Origin of the sequence: Ruegeria profundi, assembly GCF_020171505.1 — a bacterium.
Taxonomy (GTDB): domain Bacteria; phylum Pseudomonadota; class Alphaproteobacteria; order Rhodobacterales; family Rhodobacteraceae; genus Ruegeria; species Ruegeria profundi.
This window is the reverse complement of sequence record NZ_JAIUZS010000001.1, coordinates 823680-839893: the sequence shown is the minus strand read 5'-3', so window position 1 is coordinate 839893 and position 16214 is coordinate 823680. Positions and strand designations below refer to the sequence as shown.

Sequence of the window (16214 nt, the reverse complement as noted above, 5' to 3'; positions counted from 1 at the left end):
GGTCTTCTCCTTAAGCTCGATCCGACGGGTTGCCGGGCATCAGGTCATAGGGGTGTTTCCAGCCTGGCTGTTCCGACAATCGGGTGAGCCAGGCGTCGATATTGGGCCAGTCGGCGCGGTCAAAGCCAAACGGTTCAGGGTAGTACAAATAGCCGCAACAGCTGATATCGGCATTGGTAACACCATCACCGACGATCCAGTCGCGTCCATTTAAGTGACTTTCCAGAACGTGATAGGCGCCTTTCAGGCGGCCCTGGTTGAATGCGATCACGTCGGCATTGCGGTGCTCGGGTGGCAGAAAGTTCATCAGAAACCGGGTGACCCCGGCCATTGAGCTGAGTTTGTGGTTGTCCCACAGAACCCAGCGGAAGATTTCGTAATTCTCATCCCGGTCCTTGCCACCAAACTTACCCGATTTCTCGGTCACATAGGCCTGAATAGCACCGGACTGGCTGGTGCGGAAATCGCCATCTATCATAACCGGCGCTTCGCCCATTTCATTGACTTCGGCCCGATATTCGGGCGTGCGCGTTGCGCCGTTGAAGAAATCGACAAACACAGGTTCCCACTCAAGGCCGGATAATTCGAGCGCCAAGGCGGCCTTGTAAGAGTTCCCGCTTTCTCCGAAGCAGTGAAGTTTGATGGTCATGGGATCGTCCTTCCAAAGGCGTGTGGTGCGGTGCCGAAACACGCGTATTTCGAGAAAGCTGAACCATTCAGGTAGGCAGGGTTCGTCTTGCTGAAAACACGCATATCGAAAGCAAGTTTGACGAAAGCTGTCAGCGCTTGCGCGCCTCTAGCTCGGAATTAAAGGCGCGCAGTCGGCGGGTCAGTTTATCCTCATGAATGATGTTGTCGAAGTTTTCGAACAGGAAAGACAGCGCCTCACCTTCGTCAAGACCAGCTTCATGGGCGAAGCCGCGAAGCTTACGGTATCCGTCCTCGGTCATGGCGACGGGAAAGCGGCGTGTCAGGCGAAATCGTTTCGGCATTTCTCTCTCCTCCGAAAGTCCGGCCCGGGGGCTAGTGCCCACGGGCCGAATTGAGATCAGAAGTTTGCGGCCTCAAGCGCCATTACCGTATCAGCGCCAGTCTGAATGCGCGCAAGGTGCATGGACGTGGCGGGCAGGCGACGCGCCATGTAGAATCGGCCGGTATTGATCTTAGTCTCGTAGAACTCCGTGTCCGAGGCACCGCCATCCAGAGCGTCTTGCGCGGCTTTTGCCATCTGCGCCCACATCAGGCCCAGGCAGACATGGCCGAACATATGCATGAAGTCATAAGAGCCAGACAGCGCGTTGTTCGGATTCTTCATACCTTCCTGCATGAAGTACATACCAGCGGCTTGCAGATCCTTCGACGCAGCTTTCAGCGGTTCGATAAAGGCTTTGTCATAGGCTTCGTTTTGGCCTCCGTTTTCCTTGCAGAAGGTTTTGACCATGTCGAAGAAGGCCATGACGTGCTTGCCGCCGTCCTGAGCAAGCTTACGGCCCACAAGGTCCAGCGCCTGAACGCCGTTTGCACCTTCGTAGATCATCGCGATCCGGGCGTCGCGCGTATATTGCGACATGCCCCATTCTTCGATGTAGCCATGCCCACCATAAACCTGCTGGGCCTGAACAGTCATGTCATAGCCCTGATCGGTCAGGAAGCCCTTGATGACCGGGGTCAGCAGCGAGATCAGACCGTCCGCATCCTTGTCACTCGACCGGTGCGCCTTGTCGATCATGGTCGCGCCCCAAAGGATGAACGCGCGGGCACCCTCGGTGAAGCTTTTCTGATCCATCAGGTTGCGGCGGATGTCGGGATGTACGATCAGCGGATCGGCAGGGCCGTCCGGATTTTTCACACCTGTCACATCGCGGCCCTGCAGCCGATCCTTGGCATATTCCAGTGCGTTTTGGAACGCGGCCTCGGCTTGCGCCAGACCCTGCATGCCCACACCCAGACGCGCTTCGTTCATCATGGTGAACATGGCGCGCATGCCTTTATGTTCCTCGCCCAGCAACCATCCGGTGGAGTCGTCGTAATTCATGACGCAGGTCGAGTTTCCGTGGATGCCCATCTTTTCTTCGATCTTGCCGACCGAAACACCATTGCGTTCACCCAGAGACCCATCTTCGTTGACGATGAATTTGGGAACGATGAACAGCGACACGCCCTTGATGCCCTCGGGGCCACCGGGGATCTTGGCCAGAACCAAGTGAATGATGTTGTCGGCCATGTCGTGATCGCCGGACGAGATAAAGATCTTCTGGCCGGTGATCTTGTAGCTGCCATCACCCTGCGGCTCGGCCTTGGTGCGCATCAGGCCCAGATCCGTGCCGCAATGCGGTTCGGTCAGGTTCATGGTGCCGGTCCATTCACAGCTGACCATATTGGGCAGGTATTTGTTCTTTTGCTCGTCAGTGCCGTGCGCCAAAATGGCGGATGCGGCACCGTGCGTCAGGCCCTGGTACATCGTGAAGGCCTGGTTCGCGGCCGAGAACATCTCGCCCACGGCGGTACCGATCACATAGGGCATGTTCTGGCCGCCATACTCTTCGGGCATGTCGAGGCCAGTCCAGCCGCCTTCTTTCATCTGCTCGAAGGCACCTTTGAATCCTGTGGGCGTGTACACGATGCCATTTTCCAGCCGACACCCTTCGGTGTCACCCACAACGTTAAGCGGGTGCAGAACATTAGTGGCGACCTTGCCGGCTTCTTCCAGCACGGCGCCAGTGAATTCAGCTTCCAGTTCGCTGTATCCCGGAATATCAGATTCCGATACTTTCAGAACATTGTGCAAAATGAACTGAGTGTCTTTGGTAGGCGCATTATAGACGGGCATTTGAAGCTCCCTTAAATTCAGATGTCCGGGGATAAGGCCGTGAGGGTTATTCAGCGGCCTTTTTCTCATTCTTCATCGAGGCGATGACTTTCTCGCCCCAGCGCAGCTGTTCTTTCAGATCGTCAATGGCTTGGGTCAGCTCTTCACGGCGGGCTTCCATATCTGCCAGACGTTCCCTTGCGATTTCGAAGGTGCGGGTCATCTGGGTCATTTGCTGGTCGCCCACGTGATACAGGTCCAGAAGCTGCCGGATCTCTTCCAGGCTGAAACCGAAACGCTTGCCGCGCAGGATCAGCTTAAGACGCGCCCGGTCACGTTTGGTGAACAGACGTTTCTGCCCCTCGCGGATTGGAAACAAAAGTTCCTTGGCCTCGTAAAAACGCAAGGTGCGCGGCGTGACATCATATGTCTCGCACATTTCACGGATGGTCATCAGATCTTCGGTCATGGTTTCAGTACTTTCGTCACTGGCGTCTAATCAGTCAGGTGCGCAGTCGATGCGCAGGTTACAACACGTAGATGACGTTCACGTAATGCAAACGCTACGTCACTCTGAAAGTTTACGTAACTTCCTCTTGCGTCAAGATGCGGTTTGCCTTCGGTTCAAGGCGTGACGTAACGGAATTTTGATGGATGGCTGAGCGACACACAGCGTCAGACAGGGCCAAAAGCCCGGGCGGATTGGTAAGCGATACCGGTAATGTAACCCCGAAAGGGATCAGCCAAGCGATTTAGCCGTCTGTTCGCGCAGGCGCTGGAGTTCTTCCATCGCCTCGTCCAATTGCTGACGCTGCTTTTCAAGTTCCGGCATTTGCCGGTCAGCAAGCTTGATGAACTCGGCCATCTGGGCCCGGTTCCCCTGATCTTCGTAGATCAACAGCCATTGACGAATTTCTTCTAATGAAAAGCCAAACAGCCGTCCGCGCATGATCAATTTCATCCGCGCGCATTCACGAGGTCCATAGTAGCGGGTACGGCCTTCGCGCTCGGGGTTCAATAGCTCAATATATTCATAATATCGCAAGGTGCGCTTGGTTACATCGAACTTTTCGCACATCTCGTTTAATGACAAACGGTTGTCAGTCATTTCGGGTCTCCTCGACTGCAAACTAGGGTGTCGTGACGACAAGCGCAACAGGCGGTCTTGCCCTTTTGTGGGGCACAGGCTCATAAAGGGTGAAATCGAAGGGATACATATACATGGTCGACAAAGTAGCGATTGCGCGCCGGTTCATTGAGGCGATCCCGCATGCCAAGGCGCTTGGGCTTAACTTGTCCACAATCAGCGAAGGTGAGGCTGAAATCACCATGCCGTACAACCCTGATCTGGTCGGAGACCCCAGAACTGGCGTGATCCACGGCGGGGCCGTTTTCGCGGCGCTGGATACCTGCTGCGGTGCTGCTGTCATGAGCCACCCCTCGGCCCCGGGCGCGACGGCCACCATAGACCTGCGGATCGACTACATGCGCGCGGCAACGCCGGGGCTTAACATCACGACCCACGCCATCTGCTATCACATTACCCGTAACGTCGCCTTTGTCCGTGCAACTGCGATGGACGATGACCGGGACCGACCGGTGGCGACCGCTGCAGGAGCCTTCACGGTGGAGGGACTGTGATGGCGCGCCTTCGTCCCGAACCCATGCAGGTTGTCAAGCAACGTCGTGACGCCGCCCTGAACGCGATTGTGCAGGGGGTGCCCTATATCCGCTTTCTCAACATAACCTTCGACCGACGCGGGGATGAGCTGACGGGCGTGTTGAACTTTGACGATAAGCTGATTGGAAATCCGCTACTGCCCGCACTGCACGGGGGCGTCACGGCGGCATTCCTGGAAGTCACCGCTGTGATTACGCTGAGTTGGGAGTATTTCTTTCCCCGTATCGAAAGCGGTGAGATTGATCCTGAAGACCTGTTCGAGGCTGAATCGATACGGTTCCCGAAAACCGTCGATTTCACTGTTGATTACCTGCGCTCTGGCTTGCCTCGGGATGCCTATGCCCGGGCTTTCGTCAGCCGGTCTGGCCGCAGATACGCTTCGGTCCGGGTCGAGGCCTGGCAGGACAATCACGCGCGCCCGATTGCGCAGGCCACCGGGCATTTCCTGATGCCGCAATCCGAACCGAAAAAAGAGTAGACTGCGATGCAGGATGCCGCGGCGCCCCTGACGCACAGACGGGTGCTAAAGATCGCGATTCCGATCGTCTTGTCCAACGCGACAGTTCCAATTCTTGGCGCGGTCGATACCGGTGTGGTTGGTCAGATGGGGCAGGCGGCACCGATCGGGGCCGTTGGCATGGGCGCTGTCATTCTGGCCAGCATCTACTGGATTTTTGGTTTTCTGCGCATGGGTACGACGGGGCTGGCGGCACAGGCGCGTGGGGCCGGTGATACGGCGGAAACGGGCGCGCTTTTGATGCGTGGGCTGCTGTTGGGCGGTACGGCGGGGATGGTTTTTATCCTAGTTCAGTTGTGGGTGTTCTTGGGTGCGTTTGCCCTGTCGCCCGCCAGCCCCGAAGTCGAAGCGTTGACGCGCGATTACCTGCAAATCCGCATTTGGGGTGCGCCAGCTACCATTGCGCTTTATGCGGTCACGGGCTGGCTTATCGCGGTTGAACGGACCCGGGGCGTGTTTGTTCTGCAGGTGTGGATGAACGGTCTGAACGTCGTGCTAAACCTGTGGTTCGTTCTGGGCCTTGATTGGGGGGTTGAGGGGGTCGCTATCGCCACCCTGATTGCCGAATGGACCGGGCTGGCACTGGGCCTTTGGTTATGTCGCAATGCGTTCGGCGGGAACCAATGGCGCGACTGGCCGCGCATATTCGACGCGGCGCGGCTGCGGCGGATGATGCAGGTGAATGGCGATATCATGATCCGATCGGTCTTGCTGACCGGCTCTTTCACCACGTTTCTGTTTGTCGGATCGGATCTGGGGGATGTGAACCTCGCTGCCAACCAGGTGTTGCTGCAATTTCTTGAAATTACAGCGTTTGCCCTGGACGGGTTCGCTTTTTCCGCCGAAGCGCTCGTCGGCAGTGCAGTCGGCGCGCGTGACCGATACCGAGTGCGGCGCGCGTCGATCATGGCGTCGCAATGGGGGGTCGGCGGCGCGGTGCTTCTGGGATCAGCCTTCTTCCTTGCTGGACCGGTCTTGATCGATGTGATGACCACGTCGCCCGAAGTGCGCATCGCCGCGCGCGAGTACCTGATCTGGGTCGCACTGGCGCCGGTCATCGGCGTGGCCAGTTGGATGTTCGATGGTATTTATATCGGTGCGACGTGGACCCGCGCCATGCGCAACGCGATGATCCAGTCGGTTGCAATCTACGTGGTCGCCTTGTTTGTTCTGGTGCCGGCGCTGGGCAACCACGGCCTTTGGGCCGCGCTTATGGTGCTGAACATCGCGCGCGGTGTTACATTGGGCTGGCGCTATCCAAGGCTTGAGGCGCAGGTGGGTTAAAGCAGCGACAGCAACTCTTCCGGTGGACGCCCGATGGCAGCTTTGTCACCTGCAATGGCCAAGGGCCGCTCAATCAGAATTGGGTTCTCGGCCATTGCGGAAATCAATTCATCCGCAGGTGAGGATTTGGACAGACCCAGTTCCTTGAACCGCTTCTCCCCCGTCCGCATCATGTCGATAGGTTCGATGCCAAGCTTGCTGAGCACGTCGCGCAGTTCACCGACCGAGGGAGCATCCTCAAGGTATTTGCGAACCTCAACTTGCGCGCCGTTCTGCTCAAGCAGGTCCAGCCCGGTACGGGATTTCGAACAGCGGGGATTGTGCCAGTACGTGATCATGTCCAGTCTTCTCTTTTACTTCCAACGGCTTGTGCGACAGAATTAAACCCATCGCGCGCCAATAGGTCATCCAACCCTTTGGCAATTTCAGCCGCCAATGAGATACCCCCGTAGACCAGCGCCGTATATAGCTGAACAGCCGATGCCCCGGCGCATATTTTGGCATAGGCCTGTTGCGCGCTGCTGATACCACCGACGCCGATAAGTGGGATATTACCCTCGGTCAGTTGACTAAGCTGCGCAAGAATCCGCGTCGATTTCTCAAAAAGGGGTGCGCCGGAAAGACCGCCCGCTTCACCCTTGTGAACACTGAGCAGCTCATCGCGGTTTAGGGTGGTGTTCGTCGCGATCACCGCGTCCACACCGGTCTCAATGGCCACTTCAGCGATGTCGTGCAGTTCGGCCTCGGACAGGTCAGGCGCGATTTTCAGGAAAATCGGGATTGGGCGGGGCAAGTCGTTTCGGGTTTCAATCACACCGCCCAACAGCGCGCCAAGCGCCGCCTTGCCTTGTAAATCCCGTAGTTTCTCGGTGTTGGGCGAGGATACATTGACCGTGGCGAAATCCAGATGCGCGGCGCAACGAGCCAACACCTTGGCGAAATCACCCGGGCGGTCGTCACTGTCCTTGTTCGCGCCAAGGTTCAGGCCAATCACGGTATCCTTGGGGCGATTGGCCAGACGGTGGGCCATGGCCTCCATGCCTTCGTTGTTAAAGCCAAAGCGGTTGATGGCAGCCTTGTCTTCGGACAGGCGGAAAAGGCGAGGTTTGGGGTTGCCGGGCTGTGGGCGAGGCGTGACGGCACCCACTTCGATAAAGCCAAAGCCTGTGCGGGATAAAGGCGCTAGAACCTCACCGTTCTTGTCAAAACCTGCTGCCAAACCAACGGGATTGGGCAGATCCAGCCCTGCCACGGTTGATTTCAGGCGGGGCGACGTTACTGCTCCCGGCATCGGGGCCAATCCGGCTTTCAGTGCTCTGATCGACATGCCGTGGGCGACTTCGGGATCCATTCTGTGCAGGAGCGCCAGACCCAGTTTCTCAGTCAGCTTCATCCGAAAGCCTCTCCACCCTCTGTCAGCGCACACCGGATCAGGCGTGAGGTTTCGACCGCGGCCTGCCGGTGAATGACAGCGGCCTGATAGACCGGGTCAGTCACCATTTCCAAGAACGCGTGTGCAGTTGGGTAGCGGGCGATAAAGACCTCATCCCAAGTTTCATCCTGTGGACCGATCAGCGTGGTTTGAAATGCGCCGCGCCACAAGATCGACGCCCCGAGGCGGGCGATGATAGGGGCCGTTTCGGACCCGTATTTACGATAGGCCTGCGCTCCGCTCAGCCCGGCATCCGCCAGTTTGTGTCCGGTCGGATACTCGGCTTTTTCACGAAACTTCACAAGGTTCAACATTTCGATCGGATGGTCGCGGTCCAGCGATTTGAACGCTTCGAACTGGGCGCGATCAGGGTCGATGAAAGTGGTCATTCCATCTCCTTTGGGAATCGATGGGCTTGCCCGTCAAAGGGCAAGGGGCGCGACCAAACAACATCGGTCATCCGAAGCTGGCGGTAGAGATGAGGGAACAGGGCACCTCCGCGCGAAACCTCCCACTTCAGATCGTCGCCCATCGCATCGGCGTCGCAGGCCAACAGGGTAAGCCCCGCGACCCCTGCAAAATGCTTGGCGGCTGTCTCGGCCGCTTGTTCGGCGGTCGAGAAGTGGACATAGCCGTCAGCGACATCGATCGGCGCGCCGTCCGACGCGCCCTGTTCTTGTAATGCAGCCCATTCTTCGGACCGGAAAATCTTGTAAATCAGCATGCGGTCGTGATGCCCCGCGCGATGAGCAGAATCAAGGCTGTATTCCCCCTTTGACTCTTCCTGTCAGGGCGCGCAACATCACGCCAATCAAAAATCAAGGAGTATGAAGATGTTCACCCGTTTTCTGGCGTCAGTCGCGGCTCTGGGCCTGACTGCAGGCATGGCCGCCGCCGAATACAAATTGACGATCCTGCATACGAACGATCTGCACAGCCGTATTGAATCCATCAACAAATACGATTCGACCTGTGACGCCGAAGATGAGACCGAGGGGAAGTGTTTTGGCGGTGTTGCCCGGCTAAAAACCATAGTGGACGCCAAGCGGGATGAACTGGCGGACCAGAACTATCTGCTGCTGGACGCGGGTGATCCGTTTCAAGGCTCGTTGTTCTATACAACCTACAAAGGCGCGGCTGAGGCCGAGTTTATGGACGCCATCGGCTATGACGTCATGGCGGTCGGCAACCATGAATTCGACGATGGCCCCGAAGGTTTGGCCACGTTCATAGATGCGGTCAGCTTTCCTGTGATTTCCGGCAACCTTGATCTGTCCTCGTCAACCGAACTAAAGGGAAAGGTTGAAAACCACGTGGTGCTGGAGGTTGGCGGGCAAAAGGTCGGCATCGTCTCGGCCCTGGCGACTGATACGGTCGAAACGTCAAGCCCCGGCAAGGATGTCGTGTTTCAGGATGAAATCGACAGCCTGACCGCGGATGTCGAGGCGCTGCAAGCCGAAGGTGTCGGAATCATAATCGCGCTGACCCATGTGGGGCTGGCCAAAGATATCGAGATTGCCGAGAAAGTGCCGGGCCTTGATCTTGTGATTGGCGGGCATTCTCATACGCTGCTGTCCAACACCCAAGAAGGCGCGGCGGGCTCATACCCCGTCATGGTCGGTGATGTTCCTGTGTTACAGGCCTATGCTTATTCCAAGTATCTTGGTGAGGTGACGCTGACCTTTGACGACGAGGGGAATCTAACCTCGGCAGAGGGTGAGCCTATTTTGCTGGACGCGTCTGTTGAGCCCGATGCCGAAATCGCCGCGCGCGTGGCTGAAATGGGTGCTCCCATTGAAGAGACGAAAAAGAAAGTTGTCGCCAGCTCTGCCGCTGCGATTGAGGGCGACCGGGCCGTGTGCCGCGTGCAGGAGTGCGAGATGGGTAATCTTGTGGCCGACGCCATGTTGGCACGGGTTGCTGACCAGGGTGTTCAGCTTGCGATTGCCAACTCGGGCGGTCTGCGGGCATCGATTGACTCGGGTGAGGTGACAATGGGTGAGGTGCTGACGGTGCTACCCTTCCAGAACACCTTGTCAACGTTTGAGATCAGCGGTCAGGGCGTGATCGACGCGCTGGAGAACGGCGTCAGCCAAGTCGAAGAGGTCAAGGGCCGCTTTCCGCAAGTTGCTGGTATGACCTTCACGTGGGACCCTTCGGTTGCGCCAAACGAAGGTCGCATTACCGAGGTCATGGTGGCAGATGGTGACGGATTTGTCCCGATTGATCCGGCGGCGACCTATCTGGTGGTCACGAACAACTATGTCCGCAACGGTGGAGACGGCTATCATATGTTCGAAGGTAACGACAAAAACGCCTATGATTTTGGACCGGACCTGGCGGATGTGACGGCAGAATATCTAGCGGAGAATGCACCTTACCAGCCTTACGTCGACGGGCGCATCAAGCAGAAATAAGCCCGTGCTGAGCTAAAGAAAAGGCCGCAACCTTGGTTGCGGCCTTTGCTTTTGCCAGCTACCCCAAGTCGTATTCCGGCCAGAGTGCCGGATCGAAACCGTCAAGCATGGGCTGCAGGTGCTCGGATACGCTCTGCCATCCTCCAACCGATTTGGTCGAGATTTTGTTTCGCACTTGATCGATACTGGCTGTTCGAACCTGTTTGGTGTTCTTTTCCGGGTGCATCATGGTCTCGCTCCATTCCAGATCGCAGAATGCGGCGACGTCCTGGCTGTAGGTCTTTGGATCGGCCACCAGTTTTTCATATGGAACGGTCAGAATTTGACCCGGGAAAACGGCATTCCAATGGGCAATGTAACGGCGATACATATTCGCAGAATGCGCGATTGCCGACAGGTTTGAGGCATACCGCATCCCACCCGCCGGGAACCGCCTGATCCACTTGGACAATCCAACATCGCGCGGGTCACGCAACATATTGATTATCTTTGCATTGGGGAAGGCAGACAAAAGAAAGCCGATGATCTGATAGTTATGCGGCAGCTTATCGACAAAAGCGACCGATCCGTCGGGGATCGGCGGCATCAGCTTGCGGAAATCCTCTGCGTATTTTGCTGCGTCTTCCGAACCAAATTTTTTACCTTGCGACGTATATTCGCGGGCAAGGTCTGCCCCGATTGTCAATTCCCCGCAGCCGGCGATATCCGGGGCCGAACTGAGCATCATTTCCATCAATGTCGTGCCTGATCGGGGTTGCCCCACGACAAACACCGGAACCGGCACGTCGCTGATACCCGAGCAGGGAATCGGTTGATCCACCGGGAACAGACCGATAACCCTGTTCAGCTTTTCCTCTTCGGCGTCGACGTTATAGGGATTCCCCTCATGCTGAAGGGCATTGGCCTGCTCAAATGCCGGCATCGCCGCATCCATCCCGTTGATCTTCGAGATCAGATGCGCCTGTGCAAACGCCAGCTCGTGATGTTGAATCTCGCTGTTTGAGATTGCGGTTTCAACTGCGTCCAAAAGCTGCGGCGCGTCTTCTTTGGTGGCAACCGTCGACAGTTGCAGCAGGGCCGATATATGCCCCGGTTCCTTCTGCAAAATGCTTTGCAAGAGGTCTTTTGATCCGTTTTTGTCACCGCTTTGGTGAAGGTTCAAAGACTTTTGGAAGGCGATCTTTATATCATCCGGGGCCAGTTCAAACGCTCGGGCGATATCGCGCGTGTTTTCCTCGACAAATCCGATCTTTGCGTAGGCCCGCGCGCGCTTGGCCAGCAGTTTCACATCATTGGGCTCATTTTCCAGCTTCTTGCTCGCATGTTCGATCATCATGCGCCAATTGTCGCCCTTGAGGTGAATTTCATCCAGAACGCGATTCAGTTCCTGATTATTGGGGAACTGTTCCAGCTTTTGCTCAATATATTCCAGCGCTTTTGGAATTTGCCCTGTCTGCATCAGCGCATTGGCCAGGTTTTCCACGAATTGCGGATCGTCGGGCTTCATCCGAGACGCCTCAACGAAGTGAGGAATGGACTTCTTGTATTGTTTCATCTCGGTCAGCACAAAGCCCGAAATCGCGTGAAAATCCGCGTCATTGGGGAATTTCTTTGCGCCGAGCTGCGCTTTTTTCAACGCCTGCTGCAGCTTACCTGCGTCCAAAGCCGCTACTGCCTTGCCTTTAAGGGTTTTCGCTGTTTGATTCTGCATGAGACCCCGTGACACCCTGTGCCTTTATGAAACAACTATTGATGGTTCATTACTCATGTGCGGACGGTTTGCAATAACCCTTCCCAACGACGCGATGGCGCAGCTGTTTTCTGCGCGGCCAGCGAATACGCTGCCATCCGTTCCAAACTTCAACGTATGCCCAACAAATCAGGTCCATGTCGTGCGCAGCGGAGAGACCGGGCGCAGGCTGGACCCCTTACGCTGGGGATTTCTGCCGCATTGGTACAAGACCGAGACCGCAGGGCCATTGCTGATCAATGCACGGGCCGAAACGCTGGCGGAAAAGCCTGCATTCCGGGCGGCCTGTCGTGACCGGCGGTGTCTGATCGTGGCGACGGGGTTCTACGAATGGACCAAGACCGAACAGGGTTCGCGTCTGCCCTGGTACATTCATCGGAAAGACGGTGCGCCGATTGCCTTCGCGGGTGTCTGGCAGGATTGGGGTGCTGAAAACGCGCGCCAGGGCACCTGCGCGATCGTAACAACGCCAGCCAATCGCCATCTCAGCGCCATTCACCATCGGATGCCACTCATCCTTGAGCAGGAAGACTGGCCGCTTTGGCTGGGTGAGGCTGGCAAGGGGGCCGCGCGTTTGATGAAACCCGGGGCCGAAGATGTTCTGGATTTCTACCGCGTTGACCCTGCGGTGAACTCGAACCGGGCCAGCGGGCCTGACCTGATTGAACCGATCCCAGCCTAACGGCGCGCCTTCCTATTCTATCAATCGCAGGATAGACCGTTTGAATGGCTCTGAAATTCGCTGACCTGCAAAACCTGTATGCGCACGCGTTCGACACGGTGATCGACGTGCGCAGCCCGGCCGAATATGCCGAAGACCATTTTCCGGGCGCGATAAACCTGCCGGTTCTGGACAACGAAGAGCGCGCGCGGGTGGGTACCATCTATGTGCAGGAAAGCCCGTTTTTGGCGCGTAAGCTGGGCGCGGCCTTGGTTTTTCGAAATGCGGCCAATCATATCGAACACAGCCTGTCGCATCATGAAGGTGGTTGGAAGCCTTTGATCTATTGCTGGCGCGGCGGGCAGCGGTCGGGGTCATTTACTTGGATGCTGCAACAGATCGGCTGGCGGGCAGAAGTCGTCGAAGGCGGCTATCGCTCGTATCGCCGTTTGGTGAAGCGATACCTTTACGACGATCCCCTGCCGCATAGGCTGGTTGCGCTGGATGGGTATACTGGTACGGCCAAGACCGACCTGTTGGGGCATCTGAAATCGCGCGATGTGCAGGTGCTTGACCTTGAAGGGCTGGCCAATCACCGAGGCTCGCTTTTGGGCGAGATGCCGGGCGGTCAGCCCAGCCAGAAAGCGTTCGAATCCGCTCTGGCCGCGGCTTTGAACACCTTAAATCCAGCGCACCCGGTTGTGGTCGAGGCCGAGTCGTCCAAGATCGGTGCGCGTATCCTGCCGCCAAGCCTGTGGACCGCATTGCGCGCCGCGCCGCGTATCTGGATATCAGCGCCGATTGCGGCACGCAGCGCTTATCTGGCCAGTGCTTATGACGATATCCTGTCTGATGCGGATCGGCTGCGGGAACGCCTATCTCCGCTGCGCGTTCATCGCGGGCACGGAGTCGTGGACGGCTGGCTTGCCCTGATCGACGCCGGGGACAAGCAGGCGCTGACGCGGGCGTTGATGGAACAGCATTACGACCTTTCATATGCAAAATCCAACCGCTCACAAAATGCAGAGATACTCGCACAGGTGAACATACCCACCTTGGATGAGGCGGGCCTGAATGACGCCGCTGCGCGGATAGGGCAAATTCTGGGTCAGCTTTGAAGGCGCAGACCAGGTTTGCTGGTTACATGGCCGATAACACTTGCTGGATAGCCCGCGTTCCGCAGCTTTTCGCACAGCGCCTGCCCCTGTTCGGTGGCAACGGCAGCCAGAAGACCTCCGGCGGTTTGCGGGTCGAACAACAGATCAGCCTTGCCACCCGTGGGCAGATCCGGCGCGATTGCGCGGTTATCATCAAAAATCGTGGTTCTGACACCGAGATTAGACAATTCCAGTGCGCCAGTCATCAATGGGATCGCGTCCAGATCCAGCACAGCGCCGCAATCCGACGCCTCGCACATGCCCAGCAGATGCCCGGCAAGACCAAACCCGGTGACATCCGTCATCGCGTGCGCTCCGGCCAGAATGCGCGCCGCCTCACCCTGGGGCTGGACCATTTGCCGGAATGCGCTGGCAACCCAGGCGCCGTTTGCCTGACCTGCCATCTCGGCGGCCATCAGCACGCCGCTGCCCAGCGGCTTGGTCAGGATCAAGGCGTCGCCGGCGCGCGCGCCGGACAGCAAAATCGGATCGGTCTCGCACAGGCCGGTCAGGGTAAAGCCGATGGTCATCTCATCCCCCATCGAGCTATGGCCAGCCACGATCGCGGCCCCGGCATCGCCCATCACCTCTGCGGCGGTGGCCATGATCTCGGCCAAGGTGCGGCGCTGTAGAGCGGGCGACATGCGCGGCAGGATGATCGTTGCGGCTGCCGCTTGCGGGCTGGCTCCCATGGCCCAGATATCCCCCAGCGCGTGTACGGCAGCGATACGTGTCATCAACACCGGATCATCCGTAAACCCGCGCAGATGGTCCGACGTCATAACCTGACGTGCGCCACCCGTTGTCAGCAAAGCCGCATCATCAGTGGGTAAAGGTATCACATCGCTACGCTTTGGTGAGGGCAGGGTGCCCAGAACGGATTGTAGCGCGCCACGTCCGACCTTTGCCCCGCAGCCACCACACATCGGCTTGTTCCCCAGTGCCTCTTGCAACCCGTCTGCATGGTGACGCGGCAAATCCGGGCGCGCCATTGCTGGCAGGTCGCGGAACTTTTTCATGAAGGTCTGGTCGATATGGTTTTTCCATTTCCACATCAACGGACCGCTGAACGAGGTGCCGAACCTTTCGGCCAGCGCGGATTTACCGCCCAGCGAGATCAGCTTCAAATAGTCTTTCTGCGGCTTGTATCGCCGCATCTCCCCGGCCCCTAAAGCCGCCCGCAAGTTGTGGAACAGAACCGGAGCCTCACGCACCGCATAGACCCCGGCCTTGGGGCGTGGGTTGTCTGAAAGATGGGCGCAATCCCCGGCGGCAAAGATGGCGGGGTCGCTGGATTGAAGATAGCTATTCACCCGGATGTAGCCGTCCTGCAATTCCAACCTGGTATCCGCAACCCAGTCATACGGGCGGGCACCGGCGGCACCGGTTACGAACGCAGCAGGAACGTGCTGGCCGGTTTCAAGGATGATTTGATCCTTCTCGATACGCGCAATCGATGTCTGTTCGACCAGGTCTATGCCCAAATCGGTCATCGCCTGACGGATCGTTGCTGCTGCTTTGGCTTTTGTTGCTGTCAGGGCATCGGCATTGTCGATCAGTGTTACCTGCGCCGCACGGCCCTTGGACCGCAGGGCATGGGCCATCGCCATCACCAGCTCGACCCCCGCAACACCGCCGCCAATCACGGCAACCGAGGCGGGGCCGCTGCCATTCAGATACTCTGCCCAGCGGGAGGCAAAAGGCCCCAGCGGCTTGGCCGGAACCGCGTGTTCGGCAAAGCCCGGCAGGGCAGGCATATCGGATGTGATCCCCACATTGACCGAAGCCACATCAAATTCAACAGGCGGCCTTCCTGGAACGTGAACCTGTCGCTGTTCGGCGTCGATGCCCTCAACCGGCCCAAGGATAACGCGCGCGCCTGCAAAACGGGTCAGGCGCACCAGATCAATGTCCAGCTCGTAGCGCTCGTAATGCCCTGCAACGAAACCGGGTAGCATGCCGGAATAGGGCGCTGTGGGGCCGGGGTTGATAACCGTTACCCGCGCGCCGGGCAGGGGGTTCATACCCCACTTGCGCAGCACCAACGCGTGCGTATGACCTCCGCCAATCAGAACCAGATCACGGGTCAGGGGTAGCGGAGGGTGATGCATGGAATCTCAGGTCTTGCTGTGGTCTGGGACGTCTTCGACCTGCTCAACCGCGTGGGTGGCCCAACGCTCATCCTCGCCGGCATTCGGCAGATCATCGGATTTTTCATGCCGGTGTATGTGCCATTTGGCAATGAAAAGGGCTGTGATCGGTGCAGTCAGAAACAGGAACAGGGTGATCAGCAACTCATGCAGAGACAGTTTGCCCTCAAGCAAGACCGAGTGGCAGATCGACGCGAGCAAAACGCCACCTACACCCAGCGTGGTCGCCTTGGTCGGTGCGTGCAGGCGCGACATCGGGTCCTTCAGCTTGATCATTCCGTACGAGCCGACAAAGCCAAAGATGCCCGAGATGACCAGAAAGAAGGCGATCAGCAATTCAAAGATAAATTCCATGT

The 16214-nt window shown here is 57.7% G+C and carries 18 protein-coding genes; 6 read left to right on the top strand and 12 right to left on the bottom strand.

Annotated features, from left to right (window positions below; translation table 11 throughout):
* Positions 1–10 precede the first annotated feature (10 nt).
* The 5 genes from LCM21_RS04075 to LCM21_RS04055 all read right to left on the bottom strand — a co-directional run bounded on the left by LCM21_RS04075 (position 11) and on the right by LCM21_RS04055 (position 3917).
* Entirely contained in the window at positions 11–649 is a 639-nt protein-coding gene (locus tag LCM21_RS04075) for a glutathione S-transferase family protein (protein WP_224889430.1), read from the bottom strand.
* 130 nt (positions 650–779) lie between these two features.
* Positions 780–992 carry a hypothetical protein gene (locus tag LCM21_RS04070; protein WP_068332367.1) on the bottom strand — a complete coding sequence of 71 codons (213 nt, stop codon included), beginning with the start codon at positions 990–992 and terminating at the stop codon, positions 780–782.
* A 56-nt stretch (positions 993–1048) separates the two neighbouring features.
* Positions 1049–2830 (bottom strand): acyl-CoA dehydrogenase C-terminal domain-containing protein, encoded by a 1782-nt coding sequence (locus tag LCM21_RS04065; RefSeq protein WP_224889429.1) that lies wholly within the window; start codon positions 2828–2830, stop codon positions 1049–1051.
* Positions 2831–2876: 46 nt separating this feature from the next.
* Positions 2877–3278 (bottom strand): MerR family transcriptional regulator, encoded by a 402-nt coding sequence (locus LCM21_RS04060; RefSeq protein WP_068332361.1) that lies wholly within the window; start codon positions 3276–3278, stop codon positions 2877–2879.
* 270 nt (positions 3279–3548) lie between these two features.
* Positions 3549–3917 (bottom strand): MerR family transcriptional regulator, encoded by a 369-nt coding sequence (locus tag LCM21_RS04055; RefSeq protein ID WP_068332359.1) that lies wholly within the window; start codon positions 3915–3917, stop codon positions 3549–3551.
* 113 nt (positions 3918–4030) lie between these two features.
* Here LCM21_RS04055 and LCM21_RS04050 point away from each other — a divergent pair, with 113 nt between their 5' ends.
* From LCM21_RS04050 to LCM21_RS04040, 3 genes are read left to right on the top strand one after another with little or no spacing between them, the layout of a single operon-like run.
* Positions 4031–4450: a PaaI family thioesterase gene (locus tag LCM21_RS04050; RefSeq protein ID WP_224889428.1), complete on the top strand. Its 420-nt coding sequence runs from the start codon at positions 4031–4033 to the stop codon at positions 4448–4450.
* Positions 4450–4968, top strand: coding sequence for a PaaI family thioesterase (locus LCM21_RS04045; protein WP_224889427.1), 519 nt, complete (start codon positions 4450–4452; stop codon positions 4966–4968). Before LCM21_RS04050 ends, LCM21_RS04045 begins: the two co-directional genes overlap by 1 nt.
* Before the next feature lie 6 nt (positions 4969–4974).
* Positions 4975–6291, top strand: coding sequence for an MATE family efflux transporter (locus tag LCM21_RS04040; protein ID WP_224889426.1), 1317 nt, complete (start codon positions 4975–4977; stop codon positions 6289–6291).
* Here LCM21_RS04040 and arsC read toward each other — a convergent pair.
* The 4 genes from arsC to LCM21_RS04020 are packed head-to-tail and all read right to left on the bottom strand — an operon-like array spanning position 6288 to position 8447.
* Complete coding sequence (gene arsC, locus LCM21_RS04035; RefSeq protein WP_224889425.1) at positions 6288–6629, bottom strand: arsenate reductase (glutaredoxin); 342 nt, start codon at positions 6627–6629, stop codon at positions 6288–6290. The genes LCM21_RS04040 and arsC overlap by 4 nt on opposite strands.
* The gene (locus LCM21_RS04030) at positions 6626–7684 is read right to left on the bottom strand and encodes a quinone-dependent dihydroorotate dehydrogenase (protein ID WP_224889424.1); all 1059 of its coding nucleotides are present in this window, start codon (positions 7682–7684) and stop codon (positions 6626–6628) included. The genes arsC and LCM21_RS04030 overlap by 4 nt, the downstream gene beginning before the upstream one ends.
* Positions 7681–8112 (bottom strand): DUF1330 domain-containing protein, encoded by a 432-nt coding sequence (locus tag LCM21_RS04025; protein ID WP_224889423.1) that lies wholly within the window; start codon positions 8110–8112, stop codon positions 7681–7683. The genes LCM21_RS04030 and LCM21_RS04025 overlap by 4 nt, the downstream gene beginning before the upstream one ends.
* Complete coding sequence (locus LCM21_RS04020) at positions 8109–8447, bottom strand: DUF952 domain-containing protein (protein ID WP_224889422.1); 339 nt, start codon at positions 8445–8447, stop codon at positions 8109–8111. Before LCM21_RS04020 ends, LCM21_RS04025 begins: the two co-directional genes overlap by 4 nt.
* A 109-nt stretch (positions 8448–8556) precedes the next feature.
* On the opposite strand from LCM21_RS04020, the gene LCM21_RS04015 reads away from it, so the two are divergent.
* Entirely contained in the window at positions 8557–10140 is a 1584-nt protein-coding gene (locus LCM21_RS04015; protein WP_224889421.1) for a bifunctional metallophosphatase/5'-nucleotidase, read from the top strand.
* A 58-nt stretch (positions 10141–10198) separates the two neighbouring features.
* On the opposite strand, the gene LCM21_RS04010 is transcribed toward LCM21_RS04015, so the two are convergent.
* Positions 10199–11851 (bottom strand): tetratricopeptide repeat-containing sulfotransferase family protein, encoded by a 1653-nt coding sequence (locus LCM21_RS04010; RefSeq protein WP_224889420.1) that lies wholly within the window; start codon positions 11849–11851, stop codon positions 10199–10201.
* A gap of 55 nt (positions 11852–11906) precedes the next feature.
* Here LCM21_RS04010 and LCM21_RS04005 point away from each other — a divergent pair, with 55 nt between their 5' ends.
* Entirely contained in the window at positions 11907–12572 is a 666-nt protein-coding gene (locus LCM21_RS04005) for an SOS response-associated peptidase (protein WP_224889718.1), read from the top strand.
* A gap of 44 nt (positions 12573–12616) precedes the next feature.
* Positions 12617–13669, top strand: a complete 1053-nt coding sequence (gene mnmH, locus LCM21_RS04000; protein WP_224889419.1) for a tRNA 2-selenouridine(34) synthase MnmH — start codon at positions 12617–12619, stop codon at positions 13667–13669.
* Here the strand turns inward: mnmH and selD are convergent.
* On the bottom strand, positions 13660–15819 hold the full coding sequence (selD, locus tag LCM21_RS03995; RefSeq protein ID WP_224889418.1) for a selenide, water dikinase SelD: 2160 nt from the start codon (positions 15817–15819) through the stop codon (positions 13660–13662). The two genes, mnmH and selD, sit on opposite strands and share 10 nt — an antisense overlap.
* 6 nt (positions 15820–15825) lie before the next feature.
* On the bottom strand, positions 15826–16212 hold the full coding sequence (locus LCM21_RS03990) for a Na+/H+ antiporter subunit G (RefSeq protein WP_224889417.1): 387 nt from the start codon (positions 16210–16212) through the stop codon (positions 15826–15828).
* Positions 16213–16214: the final 2 nt, after the last annotated feature.